Raw genomic sequence first — 17,790 nt, forward strand, 5'->3', positions numbered from 1 at the left:
GCGCGCATTTCAACTCATTTCACCATTTCTGCATCCTGTTTCCATTCATCTTTGATCTCAATATTCATTTCAGCTGCCGCTGTTTCATTAATGACCAGCTTCAAATCCTGCGGAGGCAGCACTGGCAGTTCGCCCGCTTCTGCTTCACCCTTTAAAATCTGAGCCGCCATTTTGCCGGCTTCCATGCCGATGTTTTCGTAATCAAACCCATATGCCGCAAAACCGCCGCGTGCAACTGAATCCTTTTCACCGACAAACAACGGAATATCTTCATCATTCGCCACTTGAATAACCGACTCAAGCGCAGAAACGACCGTGTTGTCAGTGAAAATGTAGAACATGTCTGCTTTTCCGATTAAGCTTTCAGCCGCCTGCTTTACTTCTGATGAAGTAGAAACCGTTACAGGCATCATTTCCAGCCCGTTTTCGGTTAAAATAGATTCCACCTGCTCCGCCTGGGCTACGGAATTTTGCTCTCCGGCATTGTAAATGACGCCGACGTTTTTGCCGTCAAACTCTTCTGCCATAAATTTCACCGTGTTGGAAATCGCATCCGGATGAAGATCGACTGTGCCTGTCACGTTGCCGCCCGGCGCTTCTGTATCCTGCACAAGCCCTGCTGCGACTGGATCTGTTACAGATGTGAACACAATCGGAATATCTTTTGTCGCATTAAGAGCTGCTGTTGCACTTGGTGTCGAGTTTGCGAAGATTAAATCAACACCATCTGCCACGAAATTTTGAGCGATGGTTTGGTTGTTGTTTTGATCGCCCTGTGCAATTTGCTCATCAAATTCCGCTGATACGCCAGCTTCCTCCAGCCCTTTTTTAAAGCCTTCGTACGCATTATCAAGCGACGGATGCTCAACAATTTGTGTGACACCGATTTTATACGTTTCGCCTTCTGACGAACCGCCTGAATCCGTTCCTGCTTCTTCTTCTCCACCGCACGCTGCGAGCATCATCGCTGCTGCGCCTGTTGTCATCATCCATTTCCACTTACTCATCCAAAAACTGCCCCCTCTTTTTCGCTTAACCGCTTCTATGTAGTAAATTAATTTTCATTATCGTCGAATAATAACAGAAAAGCAAGAATTTTTTCACATCACTGACTTCTTTCCATTTTAGCCAGCTGCGTTTGAATTCGCCCCTGCACGTCAGCTGTGGTTTTTTTCAAGTCTTCTTTTTCGAATTCTGAGGGCATTAAAGGTGGGAGAATCGTGACCTCGACGTGCGCCGGGGTCAGTTTTTTGCCTGAATTATGTTCAAAAATATTGGCTGTTCCTTTTATGGCTACTGGAACAATCGGAACAGCGGCATCCTTCGCCATTCGGAAGGCGCCCGTTTTAAACGGCTTTAATTCTCCGCCTTTGTTTCGCGTTCCTTCTGGAAAAATAAACAGCGAATGTCCCTTTTGCAAATTTGATGCCCCTTCCCGCAGCATTTTCACCGCATCCCGCCGGTCATTCCGGTTAATAAACAAACAATGAATATGCTTCATCCATGTGCTGAGAAGGGGGATTTTTTTCATTTCTGTTTTGGCGACGAATCCGAACGGCTTTTGAATAAAGCCGATCAATGCGGGTACATCGAAATCGCCTTCGTGATTGCTGACGAACATGACGGGGCCTGCCGGTACATGGTGCTCTCCAGTAACCTGAACGCTCGCACCGGCCATTTTCACCACACCACGATTCCATTTTTTCACGATTGGGTGAACGACTGCATCCCGGTCTGCTGCGGAAAGTGCGGGATCGAACTTTTTAAATCGGATCATTTTCGGAATTAATCTGATTAACGTGACAAATAAATAGCCGAAAAAAACAATCAATCGGATCATGACGTCACCCGTTCATACACGTAAAAGGAGTAATCGTACGGATTTTGTTCGTTTTGGTCTCCTTTTGTGCAGGACGTTTCCTTAAAATCGGCCCACGGAATAAAATCAATCACTGTATCGCCTTCAAATTCCGCTTCAATTTTTGTGACATATAATCGGTTAGCCTCGTCCATAAACTGCTTGAACACATTGGCTCCGCCGATCACAAACAAGTCTTCCCGCTTCGCTCGTTCTACTACCTCGTCTACTGAATGAACAACGGTTACTCCATTCACCTCAAAGGCAGCATCCGTCGTTAACACGACATTTTCCCGCTTCGGCAGCGGCCGGCTGCCAAATGATTCAAACGTTTTACGTCCCATCACAATCGGATAGCCAAGTGTCGTTTTTTTAAAATAGCGCAAATCCTCCGGCAAATGCCAGGGCATGTCATTGTCAAGCCCGATGACGCCGTTTTTATCCTGTGCCCAAATAAATGAAATCATTGTGTTCTTCCTTTCTGTTCCTGCTTGCTAAACGGGCAAATCCCAGTTTCCTTTTATCCTACCATATTTGCTGGGGCAATACCTTTTTGGCACGCAAAAAACCGGCTCAAAGGCCGGCTTCTATACTGCCACCGGCGCTTTGATCGCAGGATGCGGATCATAGCCGGACAGCTTCATATCCTCTAATTCCATCTCAAACAGCGGCTTGCCTTTTGTAACCTCGAGTACCGGCAACACTTTTGGTGCGCGGGAAAGCTGAGTCTTCACTTGATCGATGTGATTCGTGTAAATGTGCGCGTCGCCAATCGTATGCACAAATTCACCCGGCTCAAGACCGCACTCGTTGGCGATCAAATGCGTGAGGAGCGAGTATCCGGCAATGTTAAACGGAATTCCTAGAAAAATATCTCCTGACAATTTCTTCAGTTAAGTTCGCTACACTTAACCCGTTCGATGATGAACTGCTGCATATCACTATGCAGATGAGACTATATCACGGTCTATCTTCATAGACCCTCTGCGTTTCGAATTCCAATCGCTTGAATTCTACTCCCACCACGGGATAGTCGTTCGGCATTTAATTATTCTTTATAATTATAAAAATAAAGTTAGCACAGGATTGCCTTCTCGTGAAAAGGGGTCCCCTGTTTAGCAGAGTTTTTCATTACGGATCACTCCGTAAAGGCGCCCATTTTTAACGCTGGTACAATTGACAGGAAAGTTTTCCGTCCGCTACATAAAATTGAAACATCGTATGGCACGGCGGCAGCGCCATGGAGGGCACATCCTCCGGGTTCCAGGCGGACACAATTAAGCGCCGGGAGTCCGGGGTTTTTTTGATCATCTCAATGACGTCGCCAATTTGATCGATTGTTTCGCCCAGTGATGTTTTCCAGGCGCGCCACTGCCGGCCGTACACATCCCCAAGCTCGCCGTACATTTCGGCAAATGCCGAATCCTCCAGCACACGCTGCTTGAACAGGGTCATTTGCTCATGATACAGCTCGGCAAATGCTTCATCGACGAGCGACCGGCGGCCGAAATCGGTCATATCCGGGCCTGTATACTCATCGCTTTCCACCCAGCGCTTAAACGCCCATTCATTCCAAATGTTGTTGTTGTGCTCAAGCAGGTAGCGAATGTTTGTATCTCCTTTTAAAAACCAGAGCATTTCGGATGCAACCAGCCCAAAAGGCACACGCTTTGTTGTCAGCATCGGGAATCCTTCTGACAAATCAAAGCGCATTTGGCGGCCGAACAAAGAAAGTGTCCCCGTGCCGGTCCGGTCTTCTTTCCGGTTGCCGTTTTGAAGCACATCCCGGCATAAATCTAAATATTGCTGTTCACTTTTGCTCACGTTTTCCCTCCTTATAGTTGCTTTTCATTCAAGTACCCACACGCATCATACCAAAAGAAAAGACGAAAATACAATGTGTTTGTATCGCCGGAAAAAGAAAAAAACCGCTGATATCTGGTGCGCTAACGCCGGTATCTTTTTATATCGGCGTTAGCTACCCCATTATCAGCGAAATATGGAATTTATCGGCGTTAACAGCTCGTTTTCCGGCGGTAAATCCATTTTACTGGCTATCTTTACACGTTAATCACACCAAAGTGGAATTTGGATGTTTTGCGGATTTGCTGCTCAAAACCGAGCTGATTGAAGCGTTCCGACCGGAAATGATCCTTTAACACCACCCGCTGCCGCGCAATCCGTTTTGCCTGCTCAACAGCCTCCATCGTTATATCTGCGTACGAGGCAAACGAACGAAGTGGGGCAATGCCGCTTGAGTCCACGGCTTCTTCAAACATCGGATCAAAGTAAACAACATCGAATGAGCGGTCCGGCACGGTGTACAAATACTCGTGATAGTCTGCGGCTGCTACGGCTACATTTTTCATGGCACTGATGAGTTCAGCAGGGCCCTCGCTCCATGTGTGAAGCCCTTCCTGCACAATGCGGGCAATAAACGGATTGGCTTCAATCGCCTGCACGCTGCCGGACGGACCGACAGCGGCAGAGGCAGTAATGGTGTCTGACGCCGGTCCCATCGTGCAGTCTAAAAACGACATCCCCTCCTGCAGCCCGCATACCTTCACGAGCTCGTCCTCACCGCCCGAGAGCAGCCGCTTGACACGAAACATCGCCGAGCCCGGATGAAAAAAGAACGGATTGCCGGTTCCGTCGTGCAGCTCAATTCGCTCCTTCGAGACGAGCAGGACCGGACACTGGTAAAAAGCAGCCAGCTTGTTCACCGGCTGCTTGCTTCGATTCACATAGGGAACGATGAACGCTTCAGCGAGCGAGGCAGCTTTTTCTTTCACCGCCCGGTCCGCCCGCTGAGAGGTCGTCACAATCACTGGCAATGCTCGTCAAAGGCCGCTGTTAAATTGGCGATAATGGCACCTAAATCATGGCCTTCAATTTCGTGGCGATGGACAAAATGAACCACTTTGTTTCCTTTTAATAAAGCCATTGACGGAGATGACGGCTCGAATTCCGGCATCCATGCACGCATCGCCTCCGTTGCTTCCCGGTCCTGTCCGGCAAAAACCGTTACGAGACGATCCGGTGCATGCTCATTCATTGATGCTTGAACAGCAGCCGGACGGGCAAGGCCAGCCGCACAGCCGCAAACCGAATTAATCACGACTAAAGACGTTCCTTCCGCTTTTTCCATAAAGTCATTCACTTCTTCTTCAGTTGTCAGCTCTTCAAAGCCGGCATTCGTTAATTCTGCGCGCATTGGCACGACCATTTGCTTCATATATTCTTCATACGCATTCATTTATTATTCCTCCTTTATTGATTACGGGCTTCCGTCATTTGTTTCCAGACGGACCCTTTTGCTTCCTCGCCGCCTTCAATGCGTTCGATCGCCATCATCACTTGCATTTTCACTTCAAACTCCGGATCATCCGCTGCTTCACGCAACGCTGGAAGAGACTGTTCATCTCCCATTTCATATAAAAACATCGCCGCACGCCAGCGGACAATCTTGCTTCGGTCCTGCAGCGCCTTGATCATCATGCCGGCCGCTTCCGGAAAGCCGAGGTCACTCATGCAGTCGCCGGCTGTGCGGCGCACGGTGACTGCCGAATCCTCCATTGCTTTGAACAAAACCGGAAGAATTCGCTCGTCTTCAATCATGCCGGCATATACGACAGCCAGCCGGCGAATCGCCGCTTTTTCATCCTGCAGGGCTGCTTCCAGCAATGGAATGTCGCTGACATCCGGATCAGGCATTTGTTCAAGCTGCTGATAGCGTGTGCGCCAGTCTGTCTGGGCCAGCCACGCGGATTTTTCTGGCTTGACGCCGTGCTCCTTATGCTGCACGAGCGGCCCGCCTGCTTTTGCTGCTTCGACGATGCGGTCAATACGCTCTTTCGGATACGCCGCCAGCACTTCCTCCAAAAGCTCCGGCGCCAGATCATCCAGCTCACCGTAGCGGATGCCGAACTCCTGCCATTTGCGTTCTAAAATATAATTGTCGCCCGCTGCGGTCAGCTCCGCAAAAGCCTCCTGGCAATAATCCGGCAGCGCCACTCTTTTTTCCGCCTCTGCTGAAGCAAGCTTTAGCTGAAGCGGTATTCCTTTATAAACTTGAATAAATGTCTCCACTTCACCAAAGTGCTCCAGCGGCTTCGCTTTTTTTTCTTCCGCATCTGTTTCTCCGAAAGCAGCGCGTACATTCGGCAAAATATCCTGCCAGTCGTAGCGTCCGTTCCGCTCAAGGGCGATAAAGTCCGCCACATGATAAACACCTTTTACACCGTCGATTTTTAAAAGAGCCTGTATGACGTCCGGTGCTCCTTCAGCATTGTCCGGCTTGTAGTTTGTGCTTTTTCCGGCGGCGAGCTCTTCGTCTAAAATCACCTTCATTGTATTCGGGCTTGGTGTCGGTTCGATTTTTAAAATATTCAATTAATGACTCCTCCTCCATTTTGGAAAAAAATCCGCCCGAGCTTCGGGACGGATTCATTCTTTGTTTCGTTCATTTACTTTTTTCAGCGCTTGCATACGCTCGGCATCTTCTTCAAAGTATTCGATCAAGTCCGCGATCCGGTTGATGGAATCGGAACTTAAATGATGTTCAATTCCTTCAACATCCTCGTAAATGTGCTCTTCCTTCACACCAATCACCGACAGAAACCGCTCTAAAAGATCGTGGCGCTCAACTAAACGCTGGCCGATCTTTTGACCTTTTGCTGTTAGCATGAGCCCTCGGTACCGCTCGTAGACGAGGTATTCGTCCTTGTCGAGCTTCTGGACCATTTTCGTTACGCTAGACGGGTGAACCGACAGCGCACCGGCAATGTCCGATACACGAGCATAGCCTTTCGTATCAATCAGCAAATAAATCTGTTCTATGTAATCCTCCATACTCGGTGTCGGCATAAGGATATTCCCCCTGACATTCTCATCATTAAAAGTGTACTATAACTGCCCCCTTCAAACAAGGAAAAAGCCGGGCAGACGCCGGCTTAAGAAAGCTTATCTCCGTACTGTTTTAATTTTTCCCCGATTGTGCATTCCGTAATGCAAAATTTATGGGCAGCCATTTTGCCTTTTTCTTTGCGCAATGTGCTTTTAACGAGGCAGTCTTTGCAGTACGTGTTTAAAAGCTCTTCCACTTCAAGAAAAACTTCTGTTCGGTTCAAAACGCAGCATCCACCTTTCCCATTAAGTGCCAATCTCCGTATGACTGGAGATCGCTGTGCCTTCAAGCGCTTGCCTGGCGAGCTGGTCAGCTTCTTTATTGTGCCTTCTATCGACCGGTTTGTAAAGTGGCTTGATTCTCATTCGATCCAGTTTTTCTTCAATTTTTGTTAAAAAACGGGCATGGCTTTCTTCAAAGCAAGCCCACTCTCCTGAGAGCTGATGAAGCACCGTTAAAGAATCTCCCGTTATGGTAACCGGCTGACTTTGCACCCCAAGCTCTTCAAGCTTTTGCATGGCAAAATAAAGAGCGGCATATTCCGCTTCATTGCTCGAGTCCAGTTCCGACAGCTCTGCATTTTCACGCAGCCGGTACCGCCGGCCGCCCTTTGAATAATAAATAGCCGCTCCAACCCCTGAACGGCCTGATTCCTTATGAAAGCTGCCATCAAATAACACCGTCAATTTTTCCGGTTCCTCGTCCATCTGCTCGTTCAGCTTTTTAAATTCCTTCAACGTCCATTCTTGATTTAATTCATCGATGATCTCCACATCCCGGACCCGGCCGGTTTTCAGGAGATCCTCGGTTATTTTCAGGACAAGCTCCCGGTCAACAAGGTCTGACGTGAAGGCGAGCTTTACTCCTTTAAAATCATACACATAACGAATTTTCATTTGCATTTTAACGCCTCCTTTCTTTACACTTATGAAGTATAGATGAGGGGGAATCAATATGTTTGAAGTGTATACAGATGGCGCTTCGACGGGCGATCCGGGAAAAGCGGGCGCAGGGATCGTCATTCGCCGGGACGGCCAAACTGAGCGCTTTTCCATTCCACTTGGAGAAATGGACACACATGCAGCCGAATTCACAGCGGTGATCAAAGCGCTGGAGCTGTGCAAGGAGCGTGGTGCCCAGACAATTTCACTTAGAAGTGATTCGCAAACGGTTGTTGCCGCCATTGAAAAGGAATACATTCACAAGCAAGCGTATAAGCCGCTGCTGCAAACCATTTTATCGCTAAGCAGCGAATTCCCGCTTTTTTTCGTGAAGTGGATTCCATCCAAGCAAAACAAAGCCGATCAGGAAGCGAAAAACGCGATCCGGGCCAACCGTTAAGACACAACGAGACGGTTTCGGCCGGATCGTTTTGCTTCATATAAAGCCCGGTCCGCTTTATCGATAAACCCTTGTATGTCTTCACCTTCATACACTGCAATGCCGGCACTGATCGTGACGGCTACTTGCTTTTCCTTGTACACTACATTCAGCTTCTCTACATTTTGAATGATCCGGTCAGCCACACTGATGCCTTCCTCCATTTGCGTGTTGGAGCACACCACCGCAAATTCTTCACCGCCAAGACGCACAACAACGTCGGACGCCCGCAAACTGCTGCGAATCACCCCGCCTGCTTTTTTCAAAACAAGATCGCCACAAACGTGACCATGCGTATCGTTTATTTTTTTAAAATGATCAAGGTCGAGTAAGATTAAAAGGGGTGGGATCTTTTTGTTTTCATCCACTGATTTTATCATATGTTCTTCAAAAAAGCGGCGATTATGCAAGCCGGTCAGTGCATCTACATGGGTGAGCTTCCTTAATTCACCTAAGACCACCTCATAGCGCACCCGAAAAAAAGCAGCCGTGTAAAAGATCGCCGCATTCATAATCGAACCGCCAATTAAATAAATGGCTTCCGATGAGGACCAGTGCCCAATCGTTAATTCAATGCCATATTTAATGGAAGAAAAAAACAATCCGATACATACAGCTGCTTTCCATGTTGGATAAAGATGAATAAACACCAGGCAGGGAATAATAAACAACGCCCAAATAAGGGGGACATGCCTCCCTTGAATAATCCACAAATCAAGTGCAACGGTTAGTCCAGCAATGAACGAGATGAATAGCCAGCTCCATACCTTCATCCTTCTACCTTCTTTCATTTTCCTGTCACCATGCGATGTTACTTATTATGACTTGAACTACCCCCACTTAACTGACGCTTGAAGTGGGGGATTCCTACGATCACCGGCGTAACCGCCCGTTATTTAGTAGGCTAACCCCGCCGTCCCAGCGGTTGAAGAAGCGATGAGGCGTTCTGCTTCTTGTTTCAAATTCAGTCCTGCGTTAAGGTCCCGGTCATGATGGATGCCGCACTGTGGGCAAATCCATTCACGCAGCGCGAGATTCTTCACGTCTTGATGTTTGTGGCCACAACTGGAGCAAAGCTGGCTAGAGGCGAAGGTTTTGGACACAATCACCACTTGCTTTCCGTACCAGGTTGCTTTGTACTCCAGCATCGTTCGAAACTGCGCCCAGCTCACTTCGCTGATGGCTTTTGCAAGGTTGCGGTTTTTGAGCATGTTCACTACCTGCAAATCTTCTATGCCAATGATGTCGTGGTTTTTGACAATATCGGTAGAGATTTTATGCAAGTAATCCGCGCGTGCGTTGGCGATTTTTTCATGAATACGTGCCACTTTCCGCTTTTGTTTTTGATAATTCTTCGCCTCAAACAGTGGCTGTTTTCGCTGGATAGCCCCTTGTTTGCGGCGTGAGAGGATACGCTGCTCTTTCGCCAGTTTTTGTTCAAGGGAACGGAAAAATGTCGGGTTTTTAAACACGGTGCCATCGGACAAAATGGCGAAATCTTTGAGGCCGACATCTACTCCAACCGAAGAACCGGTTTTTGGCAGCGGCTGTACAGCTGTTTCCACCATGATGGAGACAAAGTATTTTCCCGTTGGATGACGCCGAACGGTGGCAGACAAAATACGCCCTTCCACTTCCCGGCTTTTGGCAAAGCGGACGAGGCCAAGTTTTGGCAGTTTGAGCCGGTTTCCTTCAACGGCAATGTTGTTGTTTGTGCATTTGGTTGTATACGATTGCACCCGATTTTTCTTGGATTTGAATCGTGGAGCCTGATTTTGTTTCTTGAAAAAACGTGAAAAGGCATCCGCCAGGTGTTTTATAGACGATTGTATCGCAATGCTGTCCACTTCTTTAAGCCATTCATATTCTTGCTTTAACGCAGGGAGTTGAGAAGAACAGGCGCCGTATGTCAACCCTTTCCCTGTTTTCTTAAAGGCGTCATTCCATTGCGCTAAAAACCGGTTAAACACAAAGCGGGAACAGCCGATGGTTTTAGCGATGAGGATTTCTTGTTCTTTGTTTGGATAGAGACGGAATTTATAGGCTCGATGAATAATCAGATGACTCACCACCTTCTTATGGTTCGATCGAAAGAGATCGGCTGGTGACGGCTCTAAGGGATCCATGTTTGGGGATACAAACAGGTTGTAGCTCATTCGTTTTCATTCTGCATTCTCTTCCTATTGCACTCATTATATCTAAAAGAACACGCGTTTGCAAAGAAGAAAGAAAAGCAACGATTCATCTCCCCTCTAAGAAGCCCACTTTGAAGAGGGAGTCTTTTCGCCAAAGATGATAAAAACCTAGTCCAGCCCGAAAGGATCTACTTCAGCATAGCCATCATGACGGGCAAATCGGGATAGCCCCTTCATTCCGTGCGCTTCAATGAATGAAAACGTCCGGTCATCCGTTCCCGTAAACATCGCCTGCTCCATACTCCATTCAAGCGGAACGTCGCAATGAATTTGCGCCAGCTTTTCGGACATCCGGAGCATCTCCTCGCCTTCCTTCAGCTTTTTTTGAACAGAGGGGGTTAATGTATGAGCTCCTTGGAGTACTCCTTCTGTTGTGCCAAATTGGCGGATCAGCTTCAGTGCTGTTTTTTCACCGATGCCCTTCACGCCCGGATATCCGTCGGCAGCGTCGCCCATCAGTGCTTTAACGTAATGGAATTGGGCCGGCTCGATGCCGTACTCTTCCCGAAACAAACCGGCATCGTACGATTTCCAGTTGCCATACCCGGATTGAAGCAGCCATACATAATTGTGCCCGTTCAACAGCTGCAGCAAATCGCGGTCTCCTGTTAAAATGTACGTTTCGACGTCTGCCATTTTGGAGGAAATGGTCCCAATACAGTCATCTGCTTCATAATTTTTCACACCGATTCCATGAAGGCCAAATGCTAAAACAGCTTCCTGAGCCAGATCAAATTGAGGGATAAGCTCGATGGGAGGAGCCGGTCGGTGCGCTTTGTAAGAATCGAACATGTCAGTTCGGAACGTGTCCTTGCCCATATCCCAGCAAACCGTTATGTGAGTGGGCTTGATTTCGTCCGCTGCCGCAAACAAGTGACGGATCATGCCCTGGACTGCGTTTGTCGGCACTCCTTGTTCGTTTATCATAAACCGGCCGCTCGGTGCCGTCTGGAAAAAAGAGCGGAATAGAAGCGCCATTCCGTCTACGAGCAGTAATTTGTCATTTGTCATGTTGTGCCTCTCTTTCCTTGTCCATCAATTTCTTCACCTGGTCTTTCGGGTCCCAGCAGTCAAACCGGTAGCCCGGATTCGTTTCGAACCCGAGCCGGCGGCATCTGTATATCATCTTTTCCGGTCCTTTGAACGCTTGAAATTGCCGGCAGGTCGCACATGCGTGAAAGCGTGAATCAAGATATGTCACGGAGAATCAGCTCCCACTCCTCAACATTCTCATGCTGCTCCAGAACAAGAAGCCATGCCTCAAACTGCTCTTTTACATCCAATTGGGCAGCTTGCTTTACATGAGTGGTTCCTTGTTCAATAAAACGATATGCCGCCGTCAGCAGCCGCTCCTTCTGATCGGTTAAATACTCGTCAGCAAGCGGCTCCAGCTGCTCTTGGAGCTGCTCCATCATGACTTGCTTTTCATTTTTTTCGAAAAATGATTTAGCATTTTTAAACAGCGACAGCGCTCCTGAAAACGAATCGGCTGACAGCTCCTGAAAGGCGGATTCAAAATCAGGAACTGTGATTTTGCCCATTTCAGCCTTTGACAGCAGCAGCTCCGGTTCGATCATCGCCGCTTTTTGTTCAAATCGCTGCTGCTTGTCTTCGAGCAGCTTTCTGCCGTGGTTTTCGACCCGGATGGACGTGGCCCGCATTTCCTGCGCCAAATCGTAGCCAAGAGAGCCGAGCAATTCCTGCATCGATTTCCTCAGTGCCGTTTTGGAATCACTTTGACCGCTCAGTGTGGCCGGGTTGAAGGACTCTTTAAAGAAATCAGAAAAACGGAAAAACACACGCTGTTTCACGTAATGAACAAGCTCATCCATCTCCTGGCCGATTCGTTTTCTTTCGATATCAGAGCCTTCCGCTTGAATAATCGTGTCCATTTCGCTTCTTTTGCGAAGAAGCTCTGCGCGCATCACGTCACCGCGTTCGATGCTTTCTTTTGCTGATGCGATCAGCTTTTGAAGCTGGCTGCGTCCTCTTTCCGCTTCCGCATCTGCCGATTGAACGGCCATTTGGGCCAGATCATTCGCCAAAAACGAACGGAACGGTTCTTTAAACTGCTTCATTCCAGAGGCTGGATGATCCCATTCGCCGGCCATCGCTTCTTCAACGGCCAGCATGCTGGACACGCCATGCAGCCGAGGGAAACGAATGCCATACTGAAGCAGCTGCTCCCGCACGTAGTCTTTTACGTCCTGTACTTCTTGTTCATCTGCAGCTAAATCAATCGCATTAATAATGAAAAACATTTTATCAAGCTCAAAAGCATCCTTTACACGGCCCAGCTGAATTAAAAACTCCCGGTCCGCTTTGGAAAAAGCATGGTTGTAATACGTCACAAACAGGATGGCATCTGCATTTTTAATGTATTCAAACGCCACGCCCGTGTGGCGAGCATTAATCGAATCGGCCCCCGGTGTGTCCACAAGTGTGATGCCAAGACGAGTGAAATCACAATCATAATATAAATCAATCGAGTCGACAAAACAGCTTTTCGCCTCATCCGCCACGAACTGCTTAAAGGCATTTAAATCAACCGTTAAAACAGTTGTTTCGTGTTTTTCATATTCACGAAAGCCCGCATGAAAAGCCCGCAAAAAAGACAGGTGGATTTTTTCTTTTCCCTCTCCTTTATTCGCCGCAAGTACGTCAGGAATCCGGCTATACGCATCTTCCAGCGAAGCCGCCTGCTGATGAAACAAGCCAAGAGAGGCGTTCACATCCGCCAGCAGCACGTCTGCTGTTTTCAAGTGGACATTTGCTGTCCGGTGCTTGTGCTCTTCTGTTACCGGATGGATGCGGTTCACAGCCGCTGTTGTTGGGTTCGGCGAGACCGGCAGCACTTTTTCCCCGAGAAGGGCATTGGCAAAGGACGATTTCCCGGCTGAAAAAGCGCCGAATAACGCGATGGTATACGTCTGGTTCTCAAGACGAGACGCCTTTTGCACCGCTCCATCCACAAAACGTGAAAAACCGGGCACATGCTGAAGGCGGTCTGCCATTAAACGCAGCCGTTTAATCGCGGCTTCAACATCGCCATTCGCTTCGGTCAGCTCCGGCTCAGCTGATTCCTCCACTTCCTCACGCGCCGCAGCCGTCCATTGCTCGACACCATCATACAGCATCACTTCGCCGTCTTCAGCCTGCCATTTGTCTTGAAGCGCAGCCATCGAACGCGGCAATAACGGGTCCTCCTCCGTCAAAACCGATTGCAGCTCCTGCTCGCGCTCCTTGCGCACCTGCTCCAGCTTTTTCAGCTCGTTTTTCGCGTCCAGCCGCTTCACCCAAACATCATAGTCCGCTTTAATCAAAGCGAACTCCGATTGAAACTGATCAGCTAAAACGAGCGAGGCTTTTTCCTTCCAGCGGTCCGACTCCACACGCGCACGTTTTTTAATGAGTGAGGCCACGTCCTCTGAATAATTTAACAGAGCATCACCCGTTATCCCTGCACCCGGCTTGACGGCTTTTTGAACGATGTCACTGTCGACGATAATCGCCATTTCCTCTGCCTGCATAGCAAGAGATGGATCATCCAGGCCGCTTTCCTTCATCCAGCTGGCATTCAGCTGCCGAATCAGCCATTCCAGCTGTGATTCAGTTTGCTTCGTTAAATCTGCGACGAGCGCCTGCAACCGAGCTTCCCGTTCTTCCTCGGTTTTCTTTTTAGCAAACAACATGCCCACCTTGAAGTCAGGGCGTATCGACTCTAAAAAGCTGCGGGCCAGCTCTCTCGTTGAAGCAGGAATGAGCCGGGCGTTTTTCAATGCTTCATCGCGGCTTTCTTCATACTTTTTCAGCCAATATGCGGCATCTCGCTTCGTCAATTCTGCCCGGAGTGATGCTTCCTTTTCTTCAATAGAGTGAGCGCCTGCTTCGGCTGTTATCGCTTGAAGCGGCTCCATTGTTTCTTTTTGCTGCGCAGCCAGCCAGGTCATGTGCTCATGCACAAGCAGGTTCATCATCGTTTCGGCAGACTGCTCAGATAACATGTCCCGTTTTTCCATACTATTTTGAATAAGCTGCTTTACTTCGTCAAAATCATTGTACGGAAGCTGGCGATTTCGAAGGCTTGTGAAATAAAAGGCTTCTGGTTCCACATTCCACATCGCGAAAGATTCCTTGACTGACTGGCGGAAGGCATCGAACGATAACTCTTCTTCCTTATGCTTATCCACTTGATTAATAATCAAATACAGCTTCACGCCATGCGACTGCAGCTCTTTTGTGTACACGAAATTCAGCTCAGATTGAACATGGTTGTAATCCATAACGTAAAAAACCATGTCAGCCAAATGCAGAGCAGATTCCGTAGAAATGCGGTGCGCGTCATCTGTCGAATCGACACCCGGCGTATCCATTACGGTCACGCCTTCGGGAAGACTTGAGCCTGCGTGCCCAATTTCAATCGAGGATACTTCCTCGCCATCTTTGGCAAACCTTTTCACATGATCCATCTCATACGGAGCTTGAAACAGAAGCGGGCGGCCGTGATGATAATGGATTTTCGCAAAATCCTCCTTTGCCGGCTTAATCTTCACAACGTTTGCACTTGTCGGAATCGGACTTGCCGGCAGCAGCGCTTCACCCGTCAGTTCATTGATCATCGTGGATTTGCCGGCTGAAAAGTGCCCGCAAAAAGCGACGATAAACTCTTTTTCATGAAGCTTGCGGAGAAACAGCGCCGCTTTGTCCGCTCGTTCTTTGTCACCATTATGTATAAATTGCTCGTAAAGTCCTGCTGTACGCGCACGGATAACATCCAGCGTACGGCCCATCGTCTGCGTTTCCATCTATGCCATCCCCTTTGGTGCAATGCATTTTCCTCTATTGTATACGATTTCTCTTCAATAAAAAAGGATGCAAGAGCGGAATCCATTCCACATCTTGCATCCTGTTATGTCTTATTTTTTTAAGGCAAGGGCTTTGTTTCCATTTGACGTATGGTCAAGCACATATTTCATCACGCCGCCGTATACCGCAACTGTTGCTCCAACGAATAACCAAACCATGCAAAACGCCTTCCTTCTTAATTGATAATAATTTTCATCCTCACTTACATCCTATCATCATTTAAAAAGGAATACAACAAAAAAAGGCACAATTAAGCGCCTTGTTCAATGCTCAGAACTAACCGATAGCTGCCTGCTTCAGCAAACGAAAGCGGCAGTTCAATTCCCTGTTTAAATCCGGATATTTTCGAATCACCAACAATAATAGTCGGCGGCGTAATATCAATCGTCATTCCTTTTGCTGCCAGTGCCACACCCATATGCCCCGCAATCATATTGACAACTTCTCCAGCAAACGACTCGACCATTTCACCTTCAATAGGCATCCCGAACATTTTCGTGCCCAGGCTGGCAAAGGCCGATTCATCTCCATCCAAAATGATACGGCCTGGAAGATCGCCGGTCATGCCAATAAAGACACCAATGCCGTGATGATCAAAGGACCCTGTTAAAAAGGAAGGCTTCCCCAGGTCCATTTGAGCTGGAATAATCGTTTTCATCGCTTCAACTGCACAATTTAATACTTCTTTTACTAGGCTGTTTTGATCTTGTTGTACGTTCGTCATATTGCACCCCCGCCTGTTTCTTTTTATTTTACAAGAAAACGTTTCTGGTGTCAGTACTTTTTACTAAGTCATTATAACTAAATCGTATTATATTAATGACTTTTTTTGAAAAATAATCTAAATTTCCTTACATTATGCAAAAGCAAAACGATATAATACATAAGAACTACTTAATTTGTCATCATCATTTACATATGGAGGGATTATAGTTGAGAATATATCGGAAAATGATCGTAAGTGTTTTTTTGCTTTTTTTCATTATTGCGGGGATTTCCCCTTATGAAACGTATGCCGCTTCATTTGTTAAAGGAACGTTTGAAGAAGCTGTCTATGAGTATGTTCAACTAGATAATGACACAACTGAAAAACGGTTAACAGGGGTGAAAATACGAAATGAGCAAAACAAAACCGTTGTTTTCACTATCGATTCTTCTGCAGCATTGACCATTAACTCGGTTGGTGTGACCATTGAGGCCTTTAAAACCGGCATGCCTATCCAAGCTACAATCAATCTAAGAAGAGTTAAAACGATGAGTGGTTCATCTTTTCAGTCGCCAGGTGCGATTGACACAAAGGATAGGGTTATCAATGGAACGATTAATAGAATCGATCCAAATGGCGCGTTTTTATCCATTCGACTTGATGATAACAAGACGAAAACGTTTTATCTTAATGAAGGGACGGAGGTTTTCAAAGGCACTGCTCTCGTTGATTTAAGCACTTTATATGAGGGAGACCGTGTAAAGCTTACCTTTGCCTCGTCAAACACATCTTACATACAATCGATCGACGTCAACACACAGGGAGTGAAAATAGAGCGATTGGCGAAAGGAACGATTCAAACTATTGACCCCATTCGCCGCAAGCTGACGATTAAAAATGAATCGACTTTTACGGATTGGAAGTGGGATGACAAGCTGCCGCGCCAAACAAGCTATACATACACAGCCAAAACCCCGATTTATGCTGGCAATCAGCCGATTGCCATTGATAAAGCTCGATACTATCAAAACAATGAAGCCTATTTTGTCACTGTCCGACAATTTAATAAAGAGGTCGTTGAGCGGATTGTGATTAAACGTAACAAAGAACGAACGTTTTACGAGCCCATTTCTTCTGCAAATCTTTCTCAAAAAAAGCTCAGCCTGCTGAAGTCCGGTTCAGTTACATACCACAATGGGACAATCCTTATTCGTAACGGGCGGATTGTCGACTCTAACAGCCTTCCCTTTAAAGGAACTGCTTTTGTCGTTACAGACGGACTTCAGACAAGCGAATACGCCAATGTGATTCATGTAACCAATGATGGCTTCCAAAGTCCGAATCTCGCCAATCATACACTTTATTTTGGACAGATCTCGTATTCTAACGGCTACCGACTGACGATTTCCAACACTAGTCAGCTTAATGGAAATCGATGGACTTCATCCGCGCCTGTGTCTCTTTCCTTTAGCAACGACACAGTTTCAGTTGAAGATCGCGGTACTGGGTACATTGACATTGTTCCACAGCAGGATGAAGTCAGAGAGCACATTGGGTCATATGGTTACTTTTATGTAGCAAATGGTCATATTACCAGCCTGCATCTCGTTGACGGAGCATCGTTAAAAGCCAGCCTCATTTCAGTCGGACGACTTGACTCATTATCCACTGACCAAAAAACGATCATTGTGCGCAATGTAAGCCATTGGACAAACGGTTCCTGGGAAGAAACAGGACGCCTTCAACAAATGGACATTCAGCAGACGACTTTTATTCGAGATGGCAGCGTAATCTCAGCGAATGAGCTGAACATTCATGACCGCTTATACATAGTGCATGAATCTGTCATTAAAGGACGGATCATTCTTGTTAATTAATT

At 47.3% G+C, this 17,790-nt stretch carries 18 protein-coding genes and 1 pseudogene; 2 read left to right on the plus strand and 17 right to left on the minus strand.

Annotated elements, in window-relative coordinates; all coding sequences use genetic code 11:
- Positions 1 to 14: 14 nt before the first annotated feature.
- The 11 genes and pseudogenes from BW952_RS01695 to BW952_RS01745 all read right to left on the minus strand — a co-directional run bounded on the left by BW952_RS01695 (position 15) and on the right by BW952_RS01745 (position 7,666).
- Positions 15 to 1,007, minus strand: coding sequence for an ABC transporter substrate-binding protein (locus BW952_RS01695; protein ID WP_045850573.1), 993 nt, complete (start codon positions 1,005 to 1,007; stop codon positions 15 to 17).
- Positions 1,008 to 1,105: 98 nt separating this feature from the next.
- Positions 1,106 to 1,840: a lysophospholipid acyltransferase family protein gene (locus BW952_RS01700; RefSeq protein ID WP_045850574.1), complete on the minus strand. Its 735-nt coding sequence runs from the start codon at positions 1,838 to 1,840 to the stop codon at positions 1,106 to 1,108.
- Positions 1,837 to 2,325: a dihydrofolate reductase gene (locus BW952_RS01705; RefSeq protein WP_045850575.1), complete on the minus strand. Its 489-nt coding sequence runs from the start codon at positions 2,323 to 2,325 to the stop codon at positions 1,837 to 1,839. Before BW952_RS01705 ends, BW952_RS01700 begins: the two co-directional genes overlap by 4 nt.
- A 120-nt stretch (positions 2,326 to 2,445) precedes the next feature.
- The gene (thyA, locus tag BW952_RS01710) at positions 2,446 to 2,742 is read right to left on the minus strand and encodes a thymidylate synthase (protein ID WP_052698419.1); all 297 of its coding nucleotides are present in this window, start codon (positions 2,740 to 2,742) and stop codon (positions 2,446 to 2,448) included.
- 280 nt (positions 2,743 to 3,022) lie between these two features.
- Positions 3,023 to 3,682 (minus strand): annotated as a pseudogene (locus tag BW952_RS01715) (thymidylate synthase); the annotation flags it as partial.
- Positions 3,683 to 3,918: 236 nt separating this feature from the next.
- Positions 3,919 to 4,686, minus strand: a complete 768-nt coding sequence (locus BW952_RS01720; protein ID WP_045850577.1) for a class I SAM-dependent methyltransferase — start codon at positions 4,684 to 4,686, stop codon at positions 3,919 to 3,921.
- A complete protein-coding gene (locus BW952_RS01725) occupies positions 4,683 to 5,114 on the minus strand; it encodes a BrxA/BrxB family bacilliredoxin (RefSeq protein WP_045850578.1) in 432 nt (143 codons plus the stop codon). The genes BW952_RS01720 and BW952_RS01725 overlap by 4 nt, the downstream gene beginning before the upstream one ends.
- Before the next feature lie 14 nt (positions 5,115 to 5,128).
- On the minus strand, positions 5,129 to 6,250 hold the full coding sequence (locus BW952_RS01730) for a conserved virulence factor C family protein (RefSeq protein ID WP_045850579.1): 1,122 nt from the start codon (positions 6,248 to 6,250) through the stop codon (positions 5,129 to 5,131).
- Positions 6,251 to 6,304: 54 nt separating this feature from the next.
- A complete protein-coding gene (gene mntR, locus BW952_RS01735; protein WP_045850580.1) occupies positions 6,305 to 6,724 on the minus strand; it encodes a transcriptional regulator MntR in 420 nt (139 codons plus the stop codon).
- 86 nt (positions 6,725 to 6,810) lie between these two features.
- Entirely contained in the window at positions 6,811 to 6,987 is a 177-nt protein-coding gene (locus tag BW952_RS01740) for a zinc-finger domain-containing protein (RefSeq protein ID WP_076496165.1), read from the minus strand.
- Positions 6,988 to 7,009: 22 nt separating this feature from the next.
- Positions 7,010 to 7,666, minus strand: a complete 657-nt coding sequence (locus BW952_RS01745) for a reverse transcriptase-like protein (RefSeq protein ID WP_045850581.1) — start codon at positions 7,664 to 7,666, stop codon at positions 7,010 to 7,012.
- Positions 7,667 to 7,718: 52 nt separating this feature from the next.
- Here BW952_RS01745 and BW952_RS01750 point away from each other — a divergent pair, with 52 nt between their 5' ends.
- The gene (locus BW952_RS01750; protein ID WP_045850582.1) at positions 7,719 to 8,105 is read left to right on the plus strand and encodes a ribonuclease HI family protein; all 387 of its coding nucleotides are present in this window, start codon (positions 7,719 to 7,721) and stop codon (positions 8,103 to 8,105) included.
- Here the strand turns inward: BW952_RS01750 and BW952_RS01755 are convergent.
- The 6 genes from BW952_RS01755 to BW952_RS01780 form a co-directional block, all read right to left on the minus strand.
- Complete coding sequence (locus tag BW952_RS01755; RefSeq protein WP_052698421.1) at positions 8,102 to 8,917, minus strand: GGDEF domain-containing protein; 816 nt, start codon at positions 8,915 to 8,917, stop codon at positions 8,102 to 8,104. The two genes, BW952_RS01750 and BW952_RS01755, sit on opposite strands and share 4 nt — an antisense overlap.
- A 123-nt stretch (positions 8,918 to 9,040) precedes the next feature.
- A complete protein-coding gene (tnpB, locus tag BW952_RS01760; RefSeq protein WP_414735796.1) occupies positions 9,041 to 10,201 on the minus strand; it encodes an IS200/IS605 family element RNA-guided endonuclease TnpB in 1,161 nt (386 codons plus the stop codon).
- Positions 10,202 to 10,447: 246 nt separating this feature from the next.
- A complete protein-coding gene (locus tag BW952_RS01765) occupies positions 10,448 to 11,350 on the minus strand; it encodes a 5'-3' exonuclease (protein WP_045850583.1) in 903 nt (300 codons plus the stop codon).
- Entirely contained in the window at positions 11,340 to 11,540 is a 201-nt protein-coding gene (locus tag BW952_RS01770) for a hypothetical protein (RefSeq protein ID WP_045850584.1), read from the minus strand. Before BW952_RS01770 ends, BW952_RS01765 begins: the two co-directional genes overlap by 11 nt.
- Positions 11,527 to 15,144 carry a dynamin family protein gene (locus BW952_RS01775; RefSeq protein WP_045850585.1) on the minus strand — a complete coding sequence of 1,206 codons (3,618 nt, stop codon included), beginning with the start codon at positions 15,142 to 15,144 and terminating at the stop codon, positions 11,527 to 11,529. The genes BW952_RS01770 and BW952_RS01775 overlap by 14 nt, the downstream gene beginning before the upstream one ends.
- Positions 15,145 to 15,455: 311 nt before the next feature.
- Positions 15,456 to 15,929: a chemotaxis protein CheX gene (locus BW952_RS01780; RefSeq protein ID WP_045850586.1), complete on the minus strand. Its 474-nt coding sequence runs from the start codon at positions 15,927 to 15,929 to the stop codon at positions 15,456 to 15,458.
- 209 nt (positions 15,930 to 16,138) lie between these two features.
- On the opposite strand from BW952_RS01780, the gene BW952_RS01785 reads away from it, so the two are divergent.
- A complete protein-coding gene (locus BW952_RS01785) occupies positions 16,139 to 17,788 on the plus strand; it encodes a hypothetical protein (protein ID WP_139325404.1) in 1,650 nt (549 codons plus the stop codon).
- Positions 17,789 to 17,790: the final 2 nt, after the last annotated feature.

Origin of the sequence: Domibacillus enclensis (genome assembly GCF_900156125.1) — a bacterium.
GTDB classification, from domain to species: domain Bacteria; phylum Bacillota; class Bacilli; order Bacillales; family Domibacillaceae; genus Domibacillus; species Domibacillus enclensis.